Source organism: Mycobacterium sp. SMC-4, from assembly GCF_025263265.1.
Taxonomy (GTDB): domain Bacteria; phylum Actinomycetota; class Actinomycetes; order Mycobacteriales; family Mycobacteriaceae; genus Mycobacterium.
Window position 1 is genome coordinate 2,584,233 of the sequence record NZ_CP079869.1, and the last position, 16,807, is coordinate 2,601,039.

The window sequence follows — 16,807 nt, forward strand, 5'->3', positions numbered from 1 at the left end:
GTCGCTACTGAACCCTCGTCGAGCGAAGCACCGCGACCGAATGACCGCCCAGGCGAGTCGTTGTCGCTCCCACCCGCGGTTCGCCCCAGGCCAGCACCACCTCGCCGAACACCGGAACGTCGGCGGCGTCCTCTGCGAGGTTGCACGCGATGACGAACTGTCCCCGGTGCATGACGAACCAGCGCGCTGTTTCGTCGAAGTCGATGCGCAAGTGGTCCAGCCACGGGTCGGCCATGTCGGGTTCGGTGTGGCGCAGCCTGATCAGGTCCCGGTAGAACGCGTGCAACCGGGTATGGTCACCTTCGGTGACCTCGTCCCATTTCAGCTTCGAGCGTTCGAAGGTCTGCCGATCCTGGGGATCGGGAATCTCGTCGGCATCCCACCCGTGGTCGGCGAACTCGCGTTTGCGGCCTTCGGCGGTAGCCCGCGCCAAATCGGGCTCAGGATGGGAGCTGAAGAACTGAAACGGTGAGCTCGATGCCCATTCCTCACCCATGAACAGCATCGCTGTGTACGGCGATCCCAGGGCCAGGGCAGCCTTGATGGCGAGCTGTCCCGAGGTCAGGTTCTGCGAGGGTCGGTCGCCGATTGCCCGGTTGCCGACCTGGTCGTGGGTGAGGGTGTAGGCCAGCAGCCGCGTTGCCGGGATTGTCGCGGTGTCCAGGGGGCGTCCGTGGCGGCGCTTTCGGAACGACGAGTACGTGCCGGCGTGGAAGTACCCGTTGCGCAGTGTCTGCGCCAAAGTCTGCAGCGTGCCGAAATCGGCGTAGTAGCCCTGCCGTTCACCCGACACCGCGGTGTGGATGGCGTGGTGGATGTCGTCGTCCCACTGCGCGGTCATGCCCAGGCCGCCCTGGTCCCTCGGCGTGATCAGCCGTGGATCGTTCATGTCGCTCTCGGCGATCAACGACAGCGGTCGGCCGAGCTCGCCGGCCAGATCATCGGTCTCGGCCGAGAGTTCTTCGAGGATGTGGTGGGCAGTGGTGTCGACGAGTGCATGGACCGCGTCCAGGCGCAGGCCGTCGGCGTGGAACTCGCGCATCCAGCGCAGTGCGCAGTCGAGGATGTAACGCCGGACCTGGTCGGCACCCGCGTCGGCGATGTTGATCGACTCGCCCCAGGGGTTGGAGCCGGTCGACAGATAGGGCCCGAACTTGGGCAGGTAGTTGCCCGACGGCCCGAGATGGTTGAACACCGCGTCGATGAGCACACCCAAGCCGTGGGCGTGGCAGGCGTCGACGAACCGGATCAACCCGTCGGGGCCACCGTAGGGCTCGTGCACGGCATACCAAAGCACACCGTCGTAGCCCCACCCGTGGGTACCTCCGAACGCGTTGACCGGCATCACCTCGACGAAATCGACACCGAGGTCGACGAGATGGTCGAGCTTGTCGATCGCCGCGTCGAAGGTTCCGGCCGGGGTGAATGTCCCGATGTGAAGTTCGTAGATGACGGAGCCTTCGATCGAACGACCCTGCCAATCGTCATCGGTCCAGGCATCGGCGCGGGGCCGCCACAGCTGCGAGCGCTCGTGTACGCCGTCGGGTTGACGGGCCGAGCGAGGGTCGGGCAGGACCTTCGGGTCGTCGTCCAGGACGAAACCGTAGCGCGCGTCGGGGCGGGCGGCCACCACGGTGCGCCACCACCCGTCGTCACCGCGCTGCATCGGGTGCAGCACACCGTCGACGTCGAGGCGCACCTGCTCGGGAAGCGGCGCCCAGACCGTGAACTCGAGTCCGCCCGGGGACTGATGATCAGCCATCGGCGCGCGTCAGCAGAGCTACCGGCAACGCCGCGAACAGTTCGTCTGTGGAGATCCTTCCGCGGAACTCCCTGTCGGTGAGGCGGTCAGCCCAGGTGCCCACGGGCAGCGTCACGGCCGTGTCGCCCCAGCCGCTCTCGGCCAGGCGCACCGTCCAGCGACTGACCGCGACCAACACGTCGTCCCCGCGCTGGAACGCGACCACGTGCTCGGCGCTGGCGCCGTCGGCGATCACGGGGTGGTGGCCTCCCGTCAGGAAGCTGCCGGGGCGTTCCCGGCGCAACCGCAATGCGGTCTGCACCACCCGCAGCTTCGGGTGCGACATCTGCGCCAGCGAGTCCCGGCGGGCCAGGTAGCTCACCGGGCGCCGATTGTCCGGATCGACGAGGCTGTCTTCCCAGAATTCGGTGCCCTGGTATACGTCGGGGATACCGGGAGCGGTCAGGGAAATCAATTTCTGTCCCAAGGCATCTGACCGGGCATGCTGGTCGAGCCGAGCGACCAGGGCGGTCATCTCCGTCGCGGTCGGGCCGTCGATGACGGCGTCCAGCCAGCTGTGCACCGCCGACTCGAACTCCTCGTCGGGGTCGTTCCAGGTGGTGTGCAACGCCGCTTCGCGAATTGCCTTCTCGGTGTAAGAGTGCAGCCGAAGACGCAGCTCCTCGGTCACCGTTCCGCCAGCGGGCCACACGCCGAAGATGTTCTGCCACAGAAACAAACCGGTCTGGGCGTCGGGGGAAGGGTTGACCCGCTCCCACCCGTGCACCATCTCGGCCCATAGCGAAGGGACCTGTGACAGCACACCGATGCGGGCGCGGACATCCTCGCCGCGCTTGGTGTCGTGGGTGCTCAGCGTGGTCATCGCCTGTGGCCACAGAGCCGCACGCACGCCGGCCCGGCGATGGAACTCCGCGGCGCTGACGCCGAACTTGTCGGGTTCACCGCCGACCTCGTTGAGCGAGACCAGCCGGGGATCCCGGTAGAACAGACAGTCTTCCATCGACTTGGCCGTTGCCGCGCCGCACAGCTGCTGAAGCCGCACCTCGACCTCAGCGCTGTCGGCCAGCGCGGCGGCCAGCAGCGTCAGCGGCTCCGCGAGGCCGGGTTCGCTGGCTGCGGTCTCGGCCAGCGCGCCGGGCAGCACCGATGACAGGGCGGGATAGTCCGAGCGGTAGACGCCGACGTGACTCAACAGCGCTGCCACCGAGTCGGCCAGCTGCGGATGATCGCGGCCGGTCGTCGCCACGATGACACGGCACAATCGGGCGAGTTCGCTTGCCAGTGTCGCCGTGACCGCCTGCACCTTCAGCCGGCGGGCCGCCTCGGGCATGGCGGAGTAGTCGACACCGGACGATTCGACCAGCGCGGTCAGCGCTTCGGCGCCTGTCGGGTCGACGAACACTCCGCCGGCCTCACGCAATGCGTCATAACCGGTGGTGCCGTGCACCGGCAGGCAGGTGTCCAGACTCTCGTCGACGGCCAGGATCTTCTCGATGACCAGCCACGCGTCCGGGCCGATCGTCTCCCGCAACCAGCTCAGGTAGCCCACAGGGTCGGACAACCCATCCGGGTGGTCGACGCGGATACCGTCGACCAAGTTGTCGGCGAACCAGCGCCTGACTTCGGCGTGGGTGGCCTCGAAGACCGTGCGGTCCTCTTGGCGCAGGCCGGCCAGCGACGTGATCGAGAAGAATCGCCGGTATCCGCACACACCGTTGCGCCAGCCGACCAGCCGGTAGTGCTGACGATCGTGCACCTGCGCACCGGAGGCGTCGTCGTCGGCGGTACCCGGGGCGATCGGGTAGACCAGGTCGCCGAGCCGAAGCACGTCCCCGTCGACCACAAGAGCATCGACGTCGTCATCGGAGCCGAGCACCGGCAACACGATGCGGCCGTCAGGGTCCAGGTTCCAGTCGACGTCGAAGTACGACGCGTACTGCGATCCGCGCCCGTGCGTCAGCAGGTCCCACCACCACGGGTTCTGCTGCGGTGCGTCCACTCCGACGTGATTGGGCACGATGTCGACGATCAGGCCGAGGTTGCGGCTTCGCGCGGCCTCGGCCAGCTGTTGCAGACCCTCGGGTCCGCCGAGTTCGGCGGACACCGTGGTCGGATCGGTGACGTCGTAGCCGTGGGCCGAGCCCGCTGCGGCAGTGAGGATGGGGGATAGGTACAGGTGCGATACGCCCAGCTCGGCGAAGTAGTCGACCAGCTTCTCGGCGTCGGCGAAGGTAAACGCCTCACCGCTGGCAGCCCCGCGCATCTGCAACCGGTACGTCGACAGCACACCAGCCATGTCAGGCCGTCTTGCGCAGGACGAGCAGCGACCGTGGCTGCAGTGAGATCTGTTGTCCAGCAACTACTTCCAGGGTGGTCTCACCAGCCGGGTGGGCGGTGTCCAGCGCGCCGACCCACTGTCGGGCATAATCGCCGTCAGGCGTCACAAAGTGCTGAATCTCGTCAGAAGCGTTGAAACACAGCAAGAACGACTCATCGACGACGCGTTCTCCCCGCTCGTCGGGAGCCGGTATCGATTCGCCGTTGAGAAACACGGCAACGCACTCGTCGAGGCCGGAGCCCCAGTCCTCGAGTTCCATCTCCTTGCCTGAGCGTGTCAACCAGGCGATGTCACGAATTTGGTCCCCGCTGCGGATGGGTTTGCCCTCGAAGAACCGGCGGCGGCGAAACACTGGGTGGGTCTTGCGGAAGCGAACCACCTTGCGAGTGAACTCCAGCAGGTCGGCATTGGTCTCACATAGCGACCAGTCCATCCACGACAGCGGCGAGTCCTGACAGTAAACGTTGTTGTTACCCAATTGGGTGCGGCCGATCTCGTCGCCGTGCGAGATCATCGGTGTGCCTTGCGAGAACATCAGCGTGGCCATGATGTTGCGCATCTGCTGCCGCCGCAATGCGTTGATCTTGGGGTCCTCGGTCGGTCCTTCGACGCCGCAGTTCCACGACCGGTTGTGGCTCTCGCCGTCACGGTTGTCCTCGCCGTTGGCCTCGTTGTGCTTCTCGTTGTAGGACACCAGGTCATTGAGAGTGAAGCCGTCGTGGCAGGTGACGAAGTTGATGGAGGCGCTCGGACGTCGGCCGGTCGCCTCATACAAGTCCGACGACCCGGTCAATCGGGAAGCGAACTCGCCCAGTGTTGCGGGCTCGCCCCGCCAGTAATCACGCACAGTGTCGCGATACTTCCCGTTCCACTCGGTCCACAAACCTGGGAAGTTGCCGACCTGGTAGCCGCCCTCGCCGATGTCCCACGGCTCGGCGATCAGCTTGACCTGGCTGACCACCGGGTCCTGCTGGATGATGTCGAAGAACGCCGACAGCCGGTCGACGTCGTAGAACTCGCGGGCCAGCGTCGAGGCCAGGTCGAACCGGAACCCGTCGACGTGCATGTCGAGTACCCAGTAGCGCAGCGAATCCATGATGAGCTGCAGTGTGTGGGGATGGCGGGCGTTGAGGCTGTTGCCGGTGCCGGTGAAATCCTTGTAATAGCGGTGGTCCCCGTCGAGCAACCGGTAGTACGCGGCGTTGTCGATGCCCCGGAAATTGATTGTCGGACCGAGGTGATTACCTTCGGCGGTGTGGTTGTAGACCACGTCGAGGATCACCTCGATACCGGCCTCGTGAAAGGCGCGGACCATGGCCTTGAACTCCGCGACGACACCACCCGGGTTGGGCGCGGCGGCGTACTCGTTGTGGGGCGCGAAGAACCCGAACGTGTTGTATCCCCAATAGTTGCGCAGCCCCAGATCCAGCAGCCGGTGATCGTGCATGAACTGATGCACCGGCATCAACTCGATCGCGGTGACATGCAGCGACTTGAGGTGCTCGATGATCGCCGGGTGCGCCAGCCCCGCGTATGTGCCGCGCAGCTCGTCCGGGATGGCCGGGTGGGACTGCGTCATGCCCTTGACGTGGGCTTCGTAGATCACGGTCTGGTGGTAGGGCGTACGCGGCGCGCGGTCCGAACCCCATTGGAAGAACGGGTTGATGACCACGCTGACCATGGTGTGGCCCAGCGAGTCGACACCTGGGGGGACGCCACCGCTGGCCAGGTCGTCGGCTGCCAGGTCGTAGGAGTACAGCGCCTGGCTGAACCTGAAGTCGCCGTCGAACGCCTTTCCGTACGGGTCGAGCAACAGCTTGCTGGGATCGCAGCGGTGCCCAGTGGCCGGATCCCACGGACCGTAGACGCGAAACCCGTAGCGCTGGCCCGGCGTCACCGTCGGCAGATAGCAGTGCCAGACGTAGCCGTCGACTTCTTCGAGCTCGATGCGCCGCTCACCGCCGTCTTTGCCGATCAGGCACAGTTCGACACGTTCGGCGATCTCGGAGAACAGCGAGAAGTTGGTGCCGGCTCCGTCGTAGGTGGCGCCCAGCGGATATGCACTGCCGGGCCACACCATCGGTACGGACGCCGGCTCCGGCGAGGACATCAGTCCGTCCACCACCCAGTGGCTTCCCCGATCTGGCGTCCCAGTTCATTGGTCATGGTGCGCATGTAGGTCGACGAGATGTGGTGAGCGTCGTGGTAGAGCAACACGTTGCCCTCCACGGCTCGGCAGTAGTCGGCACGACACACCGCGTCGCTCATGTCCAGTGGTATCAGCAGAGGAAACCGTGCGGTGTAGTTCAGTGTCGGGTTGTGGTCAGAGAGTACTTCGGAGCGCTCGATTCCGCAGGAGATGGCGTCGCCGCCGCTGGCCAGGCAGTCCACCGGCAGGAACGGCTCGCCGTCGCGGGTCATCCACGGCGTGTCCCGCATGGCCAGGATCGGGATGCCGTTGTCGTTCAAGGTCTCCCAGATGCCCAGGTAGTTCGCCGGCATCACATCGCCGGGTTTGATGTTCCAGGGGCGCGTCGAGGTGGTGAACAGATAGTCGGGCTGATCGGCGACGATCTGGGGTAGCACCCGATCGTTCCATTCGCGGCACTTGGGGTACGGGTTGTTGTTTCCCATCACCCGCGGTAGCTCCTGGGTCGTCAGCGGGCAACCCATCTTCAGATAGGTCACGACCTTGAAGTGGTGCAGTCGTCCCAGAAGATCCAGCGCGGTGATCCAGTGCTCGGCATGCGATCCACCGGCCAGCGCGATGGTGCGGGTCGCGGTGCGCTCGCCATAGGTGCAGTTGATGACCTCAACATTGTCGAAGTCGCTGATGCAGCCGTCGACGGTGGTCTGCGGGATGTCGTCCTTGGCTTCCAGGACAGTCGGGCGCATCGGCAGATCGGGCACCCTGGCCTTTTCCACCAAAGCCCGTGCCCCGGGGTAGTCGCGTGCCGACAGTCCGGAGAGCTCTTTGCCGTTTTCGCGCAGCACCATCACGTGCTCACGCCAGGTGAACGACGTCGCGGTCAGCGCTACTCCGAGCAACGCGACGATCGAGCCCAGCACGATCGTCGGGCGGCGCAACCGTACCCGCAGCGGTACCGAGGTGACCTTGACCGTCGACGCCGACTTGCGCGCACGCAGTGGCTCCTCGACGTAGCGGGTGGTCAGCCAGGCCAGCACCACCGACACCGCCAGGATCGCGGCGCCTTCGACGAAGTTCACCTGGGAGTTGCCGGTGTGGACCAAGTAGAAAATCAGCAGCGGCCAGTGCCACAGGTAGAGCGAATAGGCGATGGCGCCCAACGTCATGAACGGTTTGGTGGCCAGCAACCTGTTCGGCGCAGGGATCCGTCCGGCGGTGTAGGGATCGGCGTGCCGGTTGGCGGCCGACAGGATGAACAGCAACGTGGCACCCACCGGGACCAGTGCCCACGGGCCCGGGAATTCATGGACCCCGTCGATCAGCGCGCCGGTGGACAGGATCGCGCCGAGGGCGACCACAGCGAGCACGGTGCGCAGCCACATCGGGCAGCGCACATAGGGCACCAGCGCGCCCACCAGGGCGCCGAGCAGCAGTTCCCACGCGCGGGCGAAGCTGTCGTAGTAGGCCGTGGCCTGATCGGTGTTGTGCGCGTGGATGGCGTAGATGAACGATGCGACGGTCAGCGCGGTCAGCAGAACAACGAAGGCGACCCGCAGAAATTTGCCGAGCGGACGCCGAAAGGCGAACGCCGACAGCAGGATCAGTGCAAGGAAGGTGATGTAGAACTGGCCCTGCACCGACATCGACCAGATGTGCTGCAGCGGGCTGACGGACTCGCCGGCGCGCAGGTAGTCCGACGCGGTGCGCGCGAGCTCCCAGTTCTGGTAGTAGCCCAAACTGGCCAGGCTCTGGTCGGCAAACGTCTCCCAGCGAGTCTCGGGCTGAATCAGGATGGTCAGCACAGCCGATGCGGCCAGCACCACGACCAGGGCAGGGAGCAGTCGCCTGATCAGTCGGGTCACTTCCGGAACCGGCCGAAGCGCCGCACCCGGGGCCAACGCACCACGCAGCAGCCGGCCACCGAAGAAGAATCCGGACAGCACCAGGAAGACGTCGACGCCACCCGATACCCGGCCGAACCAGATGTGGAACACCGCGACGAGCAATATCGCCACGCCGCGTAGGCCGTCCAGATCGTGGCGGTAGAACCCGGAAGTGCGCGTGCCCATGCCGGGAGCCGGCGGATTCGCGGCATTCCGGACTGAGCCCGACGCGGTGGGGGACACCGTCCGGGCGGAGGCGAGGGTCTTCATGATCGGGGGATAATCTACCGAAGGTGAGTGCGTTGACGCCCATCGAGATCAGCGCCATCGATGCCGCACACATCTGGCATCCCTACAGTCCGATCGGAGCCGGGGCGCTCCAACCGCTGGTTGCGCTGGGTGCCCACGGTGCCCGGTTGACCCTGTCCTACCAGGGCCGAGAGGTTGAGGTTCTCGATGCGATGGCGTCCTGGTGGACCGCCGTCCACGGTCATGGTCACCCGGTCCTCGACGAGGCCATCACCCGCCAATTGGGCCTCATGAATCACGTGATGTTCGGTGGCCTGACCCACGAACCCGCAGCGCGTCTGGCGCAGATCCTGGTTGACATCACGCCGGCGGGGTTGGAGACGGTCTTCTTCAGTGACTCGGGATCGGTGTCGGTGGAGGTCGCCGTCAAGATGGCGCTGCAGTACTGGCGTAGTCGTGGCCATACCGCCAAAAGCCGATTGCTGACCTGGCGCGGTGGCTACCACGGCGACACCTTCACACCGATGAGCGTGTGCGATCCGCAGGGCGGAATGCACCAGCTGTGGCGCGGAGCGCACTCCCTGCTGGCCGAACAGATTTTCGCGCCGGCTGTCCCCACCGGATACGAACCTGAATACAGCGCGGCATTCGCCCAGCAGGTCGCCGAGCACGCCGACGAACTCGCTGCGGTCATCGTCGAGCCCGTCGTTCAAGGGGCCGGCGGCATGCGCTTTCATGATCCCCGCTACCTGACCGACCTTCGGCGCATCTGCGATGAGCACGATGTGCTGTTGATCTTCGACGAGATCGCCACCGGCTTCGGCCGCACCGGTGCGCTGTTCGCTGCCGACCACGCCGGTGTCTGCCCCGACATCATGTGCGTCGGCAAGGCTCTGACCGGCGGATATCTCACCCTCGCCGCGACTTTGTGCACCCGCGATGTGGCTGGCACCATCAGCGACAACGAGCCGGGTGCGTTGATGCACGGCCCGACGTTCATGGCCAATGCGCTGGCCTGTGCGGTGTCGGTGGCCTCGGTGGAGTTGCTGCTGTCCGGCAACTGGCAAGGCCAGGTCAGCGCCATCGAGACCGGACTGCGCGACGGCCTGGAGTCGGCGCGAGCGCTATCCAACGTCGTCGACGTGCGGGTACTCGGGGCGATCGGGGTCATCGAAACCGATCAACCGGTCGATCTGCGTGTCGCGACACCGGTGGCGGTGGACCACGGTGTGTGGTTGCGCCCGTTCCGCAACCTGATCTATGTGATGCCGCCCTATATCTGCACTCCCGACGAGGTGGGTCAGATCACCTCGGCGATGATCGCGGTCGCTCGTGCTCTAACCTGAACGGTGTTCAATGCCCGGCTCGCCGGGGTGTTCAATGCCCCGCTCGCCGGGGTGTTCAATGCCCGGCTCGCCGGGTGCCGAGCGTCGACCTCAGAAGGAACACGCATGACCCGCGTTGGAACCTCCCCGCTGGCCTGGCTCGCCGACGTGGCGACCCGGCGGCGTGCAGACGGGCTGCGTCGTAGCCTGCGCGCACGGCCACCAGTTGGCGCCGAGGTCGACCTGGCCTCCAACGACTACCTCGGGTTGTCCCAGCATCCCGGCGTCATCGAGGGCGGCGTCAGCGCGCTGCGCACCTGGGGTGCCGGGTCGACCGGTTCGCGGTTGGTCACCGGCAACACCGAGTTGCACGAGGCCTTCGAGCAGTCGTTGGCTGACTTCGTCGGCGCAGAATCCGGGCTGGTGTTCTCCTCGGGCTACACCGCCAACCTCGGCGCCGTGGTTGCGCTGTCAGGCCCTGGGTCGTTGCTCGTGTCTGACGCGCTGAGCCATGCCTCACTGGTCGACGCCTGCCGGCTGTCGCGCGCCCGGGTCACCGTCACCCCGCACGGCGACATCACGGCTGTCGAGGCCGCGCTTGCCTCGCGGGACGAGGACCGCGCCGTGGTGGTCACCGACTCGGTTTTCTCGGCCGACGGCACGCTGGCACCGATTCGCGCACTGCACGACGTGTGCCGCCGACACTCGGCGCTACTGCTGGTCGACGAAGCCCACGGCCTGGGTGTCCGAGGTGACGGCGGCCGAGGCCTGCTCCACGAGGTCGGTCTGGCCGGCGCGCACGACGTCGTGATGACGACCACGCTGTCCAAGGCGCTGGGCAGTCAGGGTGGGGTGGTCCTCGGGCCGGTCGCGGTGCGCGAGCACCTGATCGATGCGGCACGGCCCTTCATCTTCGATACCGGGCTGGCGCCCGCTGCCGTCGGCGCCGCGCAGGCAGCGCTGGCGCTGCTTGAGTCCGAGCCGTGGCGGGCGCAGCGCGTGCTCGACCGCGCAGCCGAGTTGGCAGCCATGTGCGGAGTTGACGAGATTCCAGCGTCTGCGGTGGTGTCGGTGATCCTCGGCGACCCCGAGGTCGCTGTCGCCGCCGCCGCGGCTCTTCTGAATCGCGGTGTGCGCGTCGGGTGTTTCCGCCCACCCACGGTGCCGGCCGGCACGTCCCGCCTTCGGCTCACGGCGCGCGCATCGCTCACCGATGACGATATGGCGCTGGCGGATCAGGCGTTCACCGAGGTGCTCGCGCCCTCGTGAGCGTGCTCGTCGTCACCGGAACCGACACCGGCGTCGGGAAGACCGTCGTGACCGCCGCGCTGGCCTGCCACGCCAAGCTGGCCGGCATCGATGTCGCGGTATGCAAACCCGTGCAGACCGGCACCGCCGACGGAGACGACGACCTCGCCGAAGCGGGGCGGCTTTCCGGTGTCGGTGAACTCCACGGCCTGGCCCGATTTCCGGAGCCGCTGGCTCCGGTGGCCGCGGCTGGGCGGGCTGGGCAACCGCTTCCGACTCGCGGCGAACTCGTTGCGCTCGCTGGCGCCGTGGACGGACCCGACCGACTGACCTTGGTGGAAGGCGCCGGCGGCCTCCTCGTCGAGATCGGCGCCGGGGAGGTCACCCTGCGCGACATCGCCGTGGACCTGGCGGCGCCGGTGCTCGTGGTCGTCGCCGCCGGCCTGGGCACTCTGAACCACACTGCGTTGACCCTCGAGGCGCTGCGATCGGCGGGGCTCGCCTGCGCGGGCCTGGTGATCGGCTCCTGGCCGGCGACCCCGGGGATCGCTGAACTCGACAATCGCGAGGCGCTGGCCCGCATGGCTCCACTGCGCGCGGTGCTGCCCTCCGGCGCCGGCGGGATGGCCGCTGAGCGCTTTGCATCGGTCAGTGCGGCCGCGTTCGACACGGCCTGGCTGCGGGCACTGATCGGCTGATGGTCCATTCCGTCGAACTGCTCTTCGATGCCGCCACCGACGCGGCGGTTCGCCGGATCTGGGACGACCTCACCGAAGCCGGGATTCGCAGCCTGGCCGCGCACGAATCACCGAGCAATCGGCCGCACGTGACACTGACCGTGGCCGATCACCTCGACGGCGCCGTCGACGACGCGCTACGGCCCCTGCTGACCCGACTACCCATGCCGTGCGTGATCGGCGCGCCGATGTTCTTCGGCTCCGGGGCGGCGGTCACGCTGGTACGACTGTTGGTGCCGTCGGCCGAGTTGCTCGCGCTGCACGCCGACGTTCACCGGGCGACAACGCCGCACAGAAACACAGATCCGATGCCGCACACTGAGCCGGGACACTGGACGCCGCACGTCACCCTGGCCCGTCGGCTGCCGGTCGATCTGCTGGGCACGGCCGCCGGCTTGGGCGGGGTCGGTCGCAACATCCCTGGCGCCGCGGTCGCGCTGCGTCACTGGGATGGCAACGCCAAAGTCGAGCACCGGATCGGCTGATCGTCAGGTTCGCACCCGGCTGTGCACGGCGATTCCGTCCACCAACAATTGCAGGCCGAAGCCGAAGCGTGCCGTCGGGTCTTCGGCCCACACGGTCTGTGCCACCTCCGCACCCGCTGCGTCCCATTGCATCCGCGACTGTTCGTCAGCGGTGAACCCGAGGACGTAGTACACCACCGTCCGGGCGGCCAATTCGGTGTGGGCAGGCGATACGCCGGCCTCGCCTGCCGCGCGGTCCAGCAGGGTCAGCAGGTCACCCATCGTCACCGATTGGCCGGCGGCGAAGCTGGCCGATACCAACTCCGCGCCATCGGTGTGCGAGAGCAACGCGTTGCGCAGCCGATGGCAGATGACACCGACGCGCTGTTGCCAGTTGCCGGTGACGTTGTCGAACGCCGGCAGTATGTGGTCGGCGACGGCGCCGAGCAGCTGCTGCTTGTTGGCGAAGTGCCAATACAACGCGCCAGGGGACACCGCAAGCTCACGCGCGAGGCGTCGCATGGTCAGGTCAGCGATCCCGTAGGCGTCCAGCAGCGAGGCCGCCGCCTCGACCACGTCGCGTTTGTGGAGCTGCACACCGATACCCTAACCTGAACGGTGTTCAAGTGCTCGGCTCGCCGAGGTGTTCAAGTGCTCGGCCCCGCCGAGATGTTCGATTGGCAGACGGAAGGCTTTTGGTGAGCGACATTCTGGCAGTGGCCCGCGAGCAGGTGCTCGAGCGTGGCGAGGGACTGAACCAGGATCAGACCCTGCAGGTGCTGCAGTTGCCCGACGATCGGCTCGACGACCTGCTCGCGCTGGCCCACGATGTCCGGATGCGCTGGTGCGGTCCCGACGTCGAGGTTGAGGGCATCATCAGCCTCAAGACCGGCGGCTGCCCCGAGGACTGCCATTTCTGTTCCCAGTCAGGCCTTTTCGCCTCACCGGTGCGCAGCGCATGGCTGGATATCCCGAGCCTGGTCGAAGCCGCCAAGCAGACGGCCAAAACCGGTGCCACCGAGTTCTGCATCGTTGCCGCGGTGCGCGGTCCCGATGAGCGTCTGCTCGCCCAGGTAGCTGCAGGCATCGAGGCGATCCGCAACGAGGTCGACATCCAGATCGCCTGCTCGTTGGGAATGCTCACCCAAGAACAGGTCGACCAGTTGGCGGGGATGGGCGTGCACCGCTACAACCACAATCTGGAGACAGCCCGGTCGTTCTTCACCAATGTCGTGACCACGCATTCCTGGGAAGAGCGTTGGGGGACACTGCAGATGGTCCGGGAGGTCGGCATGGAGGTGTGCTGCGGCGGGATCCTCGGCATGGGCGAGACGCTCGAACAGCGCGCCGAGTTCGCTGCCAACCTGGCCGAGCTCGACCCGCACGAGGTCCCGCTGAACTTCCTCAATCCACGTCCCGGTACTCCGTTCGGCGACCTGGAGGTGCTGCCGGCCGGCGAGGCGCTCAAAGCGGTCGCAGCCTTCCGCCTGGCGCTGCCGCGCACCATGCTGCGTTTTGCCGGCGGTCGCGAGATCACCCTGGGTGACCTGGGTGCCAAGAAGGGCATTCTCGGCGGCATCAACGCGGTCATCGTCGGAAATTACCTCACCACGCTGGGGCGCCCCGCCGAGGCCGATCTGGAGTTGCTTGACAACCTGCAGATGCCGATCAAGGCGCTCAACGCAAGCCTGTGATGGTCGCGGACCTTCCGGCGCCGGTGGGCGCGGGAGCCTACAACGTCTACACCGGCGGTCCTGCCGGCAGTTCTGTTCCCACCGCTGCCCAGCTCGGCCTGGAACCGCCGCGATTCTGTGCCGCGTGTGGTCGCCGGATGATCGTGCAGGTGCGCCCCGACGGCTGGTGGGCGAAGTGCTCGCGCCACGGGTTGGTCGACTCCCATGACCTGGATCTCTACCGATGACCGGCGCCACGACCCCGTCGACGGTGTCGCCAACCCGTGCACGGCTGCGAGTGGCCGCAGGGCTGGTCGCTTCCGGGGCTGTTGTGGGGCTGGTGTGGGCGCTGCTGGCCCCGCCCATACACGGTGTCGTGGCGCTGACCCGCGGTGGGGACCGCGTCAAGATCGCCCTGGGCAGCGAGGCTGACCACTGGTTCACTGCGGCGGCACTGTTCCACGGGATGCTGTGCGTGCTGGCGGTAGTGGCCGCCGTCCTGGCGTGGCAGTGGCGGGCCCACCGCGGGCCGGCGATGACGGCCGTGCTGAGCATCGGGGCGATTGGTGCTGCGGGCGCCGCCGCAGGGGTCGGTGCGCTGGTGGCTCGGTGGCGCTATGGAAGTGTCGACGTCGCAACTGCGCCGGTCTCCGAGGATCGCCGGGTGCATTACGTCACCGAGGCGCCTGCCGTGTTCTTCGGCCACACGCCTCTACAGATCGCGCTGACCCTGCTTCTCCCGGCTGCGGTGATCGCGATCGTCTACGTCCTGGCCGCGGTGTCTACGCCGAGAGACGACCTCGGCGCATGGCCGCCGGTCGACGATCCGGTCGTGTTCACCGATCGAATCGGGACAGCGGCTGACGTTCCACCCGCCGCCCGGTGACGACCTTCGCGGTGATCTTGGTCAGCGTCAACATGCCACGGTAGGTCGACGGATTGAGCAGTGTCGGCCATTTGGTCCGGGCGATGTGCGCGCCCAGCGGCCGGCCGGCGAAGCGGTCCCGCAGCCAGCGCAACGTCATCGGGGCCGACATCGGGTGCAGCAGCAGATGCTCGCTGAACATGTCGCGGTGGTAGGTCACGCTGGCCCCACCGCGGGTGTACGTCTCGGTCAACTCGTCGATGTCGTCGACCGACACGATGCGATCGTGCACCGCCTGCACGATCAGCACGGGGGTCTTGGGGGCGGACGTCCCGAGCTTGATGTCGTCGAAAACCTTCTGCACCTCAGGGGTCAGCAGAAGCTCTTCCAGCGGTCGATCGACCAGCGTCGCCATATCCTTGCCGACGAACCACAGCAGTGCGTGGGCCGTGGTCATTCGCTCGATCCGGGCGAGCATCGCTTTGCCCTCGACCGTGGCGTGCTTGTCGATGATGCGCTGCAAATCCGGGTAGACATGGGTCAACGCGGCCACCACCAGTGCCGGAAGGCCCGAGTAGATGCTCCCGTTGAGGCGTTTGAAGGCGTGCCCCAGATCGCCGACCGGCGAACCCAGCACGGCGCCGACCATGTTGAGCTCGGGTGCATATGTGCCCTGCACCTCCGCGGCCCAGGCCGACGCCAGCCCGCCGCCCGAGTACCCCCACAGACCGACCGGCGACTGTGCCGTCAACCCGAAGGAGTCATGGTTGATCGCTGCGCGGACTCCGTCGAGGACGTGGTAGCCGGGCTCCAGCGGTGCGCCCCACATGCCGGCCGAGCCTTCGTGGTCGGGTACCGACACCGCCCAGCCCTCTGCAAGCGCGGCAGCGACCAGCAGGAACTCGAACTGTGCCACCGCGCCGATGGCCTTGGCGCCGCGGCGCAGGGCGTACGACGGAAAGCAACGGCTCGCGACCGCGTCGATGGCGCACTGATAGGACACGATCGGTAGCGGCCTGCTGTCGGTTCGCTCGGCCGGGGCGATGACCGTGGTGACGGTCGCCTGTGGGCGACCGTTGAGATCGGTGGTGCGGTAGAGCAGCTGCGTGGCGACCAGCTGCTGCGGTATGAACCCGAGGAAGGCCAGTTCGACATCGCGAGATCGCAACACCGTGCCCGGCCGGGCGTGTTCGAAACCGGCGGGCGGCTGATAGAACGGGTCATCGTCGGGGATCACCGGACGCGTATTGCTGCGCAGCGGCTCATGGGGCGGCTGACCGATCCACTCCGCGCCGGTCGACCGTGCCACGCTGCCCAAGTCCATCCAGGCATTCTTACTTAAGAAGGCGTTAAGAATCCAGTCGACTCACCCGGGTGGGCGCAAAGCAGCGAACTCGTCAGTGACCCGATAGCGAGATTCGGTGAAGCGGTACACGGCGGCCGGACGGCCGCCGCTGCGCCCGGATCGGGCAGTGGTGCCGGTGCGGGTGATCACTCGGCGACGTTCCAGTACACGCTGCAGATTGGTCGCGTCAACCTGATAACCCAGCGCCGCGCCGTAGATGTCACGAAGCGTCGAGAGCACGAACTCCGAAGGGGCAAGGGCGAATCCGATATTCGTGTAGGACAGTTTGGCGACCAGCCGGTGATGAGCGTGTTGCACCATCGGCGCGTGGTCGAAAGCCATCGCGGGAAGTTCATCGACCGGGTGCCAGCGGGTGTCGGGCGGCAGTTCGGGGGTGGCGGGAGAGGGGACCAGCCCCAGGAAGGTCGACGCGATGGTGCGGGGTCCAGGCACCCGTTGCGGATCGGAGAACACCGCGAGCTGTTCGAGATGGGCCAGTTCGCGAAGATCGACCTTCTCGGCCAACTGCCGTCGCACCGAGCTCGTCAGGTCCTCGTCGGCGCCCAACCGGCCACCGGGTAGCGACCATTTCCCGCGTTCGGGGGCCAGGGCGCGCTGCCACAACAGCACGTGAAGTGCAGGTTTATCGGAGCTGGCCGCCCCGTGAAGTGGGCGAACCTGGAGCACCGCTGCCAGCACTTCATGCTCGGTGCTACTATGAACCATGTTTTCGATTGTAAGTCGAAAACCTCGGCCTTGGGAAGGAGGC

General features: G+C 66.8%; 14 protein-coding genes. 7 read left to right on the forward strand and 7 right to left on the reverse strand.

Going from position 1 to position 16,807, the window contains the following annotated elements:
• Positions 1-4: 4 nt before the first annotated feature.
• Genes treZ through KXD98_RS12550 form a run of 4 tightly spaced genes read right to left on the reverse strand, consistent with a single transcriptional unit; the run spans position 5 to position 8,402 of the window.
• Positions 5-1,762, reverse strand: coding sequence for a malto-oligosyltrehalose trehalohydrolase (treZ, locus tag KXD98_RS12535; protein ID WP_260764674.1), 1,758 nt, complete (start codon positions 1,760-1,762; stop codon positions 5-7).
• The gene (treY, locus tag KXD98_RS12540; RefSeq protein ID WP_260764676.1) at positions 1,755-4,058 is read right to left on the reverse strand and encodes a malto-oligosyltrehalose synthase; all 2,304 of its coding nucleotides are present in this window, start codon (positions 4,056-4,058) and stop codon (positions 1,755-1,757) included. The genes treZ and treY overlap by 8 nt, the downstream gene beginning before the upstream one ends.
• A 1-nt stretch (position 4,059) precedes the next feature.
• Positions 4,060-6,210: a glycogen debranching protein GlgX gene (glgX, locus tag KXD98_RS12545; protein ID WP_260764677.1), complete on the reverse strand. Its 2,151-nt coding sequence runs from the start codon at positions 6,208-6,210 to the stop codon at positions 4,060-4,062.
• Positions 6,210-8,402, reverse strand: a complete 2,193-nt coding sequence (locus tag KXD98_RS12550) for an acyltransferase family protein (RefSeq protein ID WP_396883004.1) — start codon at positions 8,400-8,402, stop codon at positions 6,210-6,212. The genes glgX and KXD98_RS12550 overlap by 1 nt, the downstream gene beginning before the upstream one ends.
• A gap of 23 nt (positions 8,403-8,425) precedes the next feature.
• Here KXD98_RS12550 and KXD98_RS12555 point away from each other — a divergent pair, with 23 nt between their 5' ends.
• From KXD98_RS12555 to KXD98_RS12570, 4 genes are all read left to right on the forward strand, one after another.
• Positions 8,426-9,727 (forward strand): adenosylmethionine--8-amino-7-oxononanoate transaminase, encoded by a 1,302-nt coding sequence (locus tag KXD98_RS12555; protein WP_260764678.1) that lies wholly within the window; start codon positions 8,426-8,428, stop codon positions 9,725-9,727.
• 105 nt (positions 9,728-9,832) lie between these two features.
• The gene (locus KXD98_RS12560) at positions 9,833-10,975 is read left to right on the forward strand and encodes an 8-amino-7-oxononanoate synthase (RefSeq protein WP_260764680.1); all 1,143 of its coding nucleotides are present in this window, start codon (positions 9,833-9,835) and stop codon (positions 10,973-10,975) included.
• On the forward strand, positions 10,972-11,652 hold the full coding sequence (gene bioD, locus KXD98_RS12565) for a dethiobiotin synthase (RefSeq protein WP_260764683.1): 681 nt from the start codon (positions 10,972-10,974) through the stop codon (positions 11,650-11,652). Before KXD98_RS12560 ends, bioD begins: the two co-directional genes overlap by 4 nt.
• Positions 11,652-12,176 carry a 2'-5' RNA ligase family protein gene (locus KXD98_RS12570; protein WP_260764684.1) on the forward strand — a complete coding sequence of 175 codons (525 nt, stop codon included), beginning with the start codon at positions 11,652-11,654 and terminating at the stop codon, positions 12,174-12,176. Before bioD ends, KXD98_RS12570 begins: the two co-directional genes overlap by 1 nt.
• Before the next feature lie 3 nt (positions 12,177-12,179).
• Here KXD98_RS12570 and KXD98_RS12575 read toward each other — a convergent pair whose 3' ends face one another.
• Positions 12,180-12,752, reverse strand: coding sequence for a TetR family transcriptional regulator (locus KXD98_RS12575; protein ID WP_260764687.1), 573 nt, complete (start codon positions 12,750-12,752; stop codon positions 12,180-12,182).
• A gap of 101 nt (positions 12,753-12,853) precedes the next feature.
• Between KXD98_RS12575 and bioB the strand changes: the two genes are divergently transcribed.
• The 3 genes from bioB to KXD98_RS12590 are packed head-to-tail and all read left to right on the forward strand — an operon-like array spanning position 12,854 to position 14,714.
• Positions 12,854-13,849 (forward strand): biotin synthase BioB, encoded by a 996-nt coding sequence (bioB, locus tag KXD98_RS12580; RefSeq protein ID WP_260764689.1) that lies wholly within the window; start codon positions 12,854-12,856, stop codon positions 13,847-13,849.
• Positions 13,849-14,076, forward strand: coding sequence for a hypothetical protein (locus KXD98_RS12585; RefSeq protein WP_260764690.1), 228 nt, complete (start codon positions 13,849-13,851; stop codon positions 14,074-14,076). Before bioB ends, KXD98_RS12585 begins: the two co-directional genes overlap by 1 nt.
• Complete coding sequence (locus KXD98_RS12590) at positions 14,073-14,714, forward strand: DUF2567 domain-containing protein (protein WP_260764691.1); 642 nt, start codon at positions 14,073-14,075, stop codon at positions 14,712-14,714. Before KXD98_RS12585 ends, KXD98_RS12590 begins: the two co-directional genes overlap by 4 nt.
• On the opposite strand, the gene KXD98_RS12595 is transcribed toward KXD98_RS12590, so the two are convergent.
• Complete coding sequence (locus KXD98_RS12595) at positions 14,665-16,017, reverse strand: lipase family protein (RefSeq protein ID WP_260764694.1); 1,353 nt, start codon at positions 16,015-16,017, stop codon at positions 14,665-14,667. The two genes, KXD98_RS12590 and KXD98_RS12595, sit on opposite strands and share 50 nt — an antisense overlap.
• Positions 16,018-16,059: 42 nt before the next feature.
• On the reverse strand, positions 16,060-16,764 hold the full coding sequence (locus KXD98_RS12600; protein WP_260764697.1) for an NUDIX hydrolase: 705 nt from the start codon (positions 16,762-16,764) through the stop codon (positions 16,060-16,062).
• Positions 16,765-16,807 lie beyond the last annotated feature (43 nt).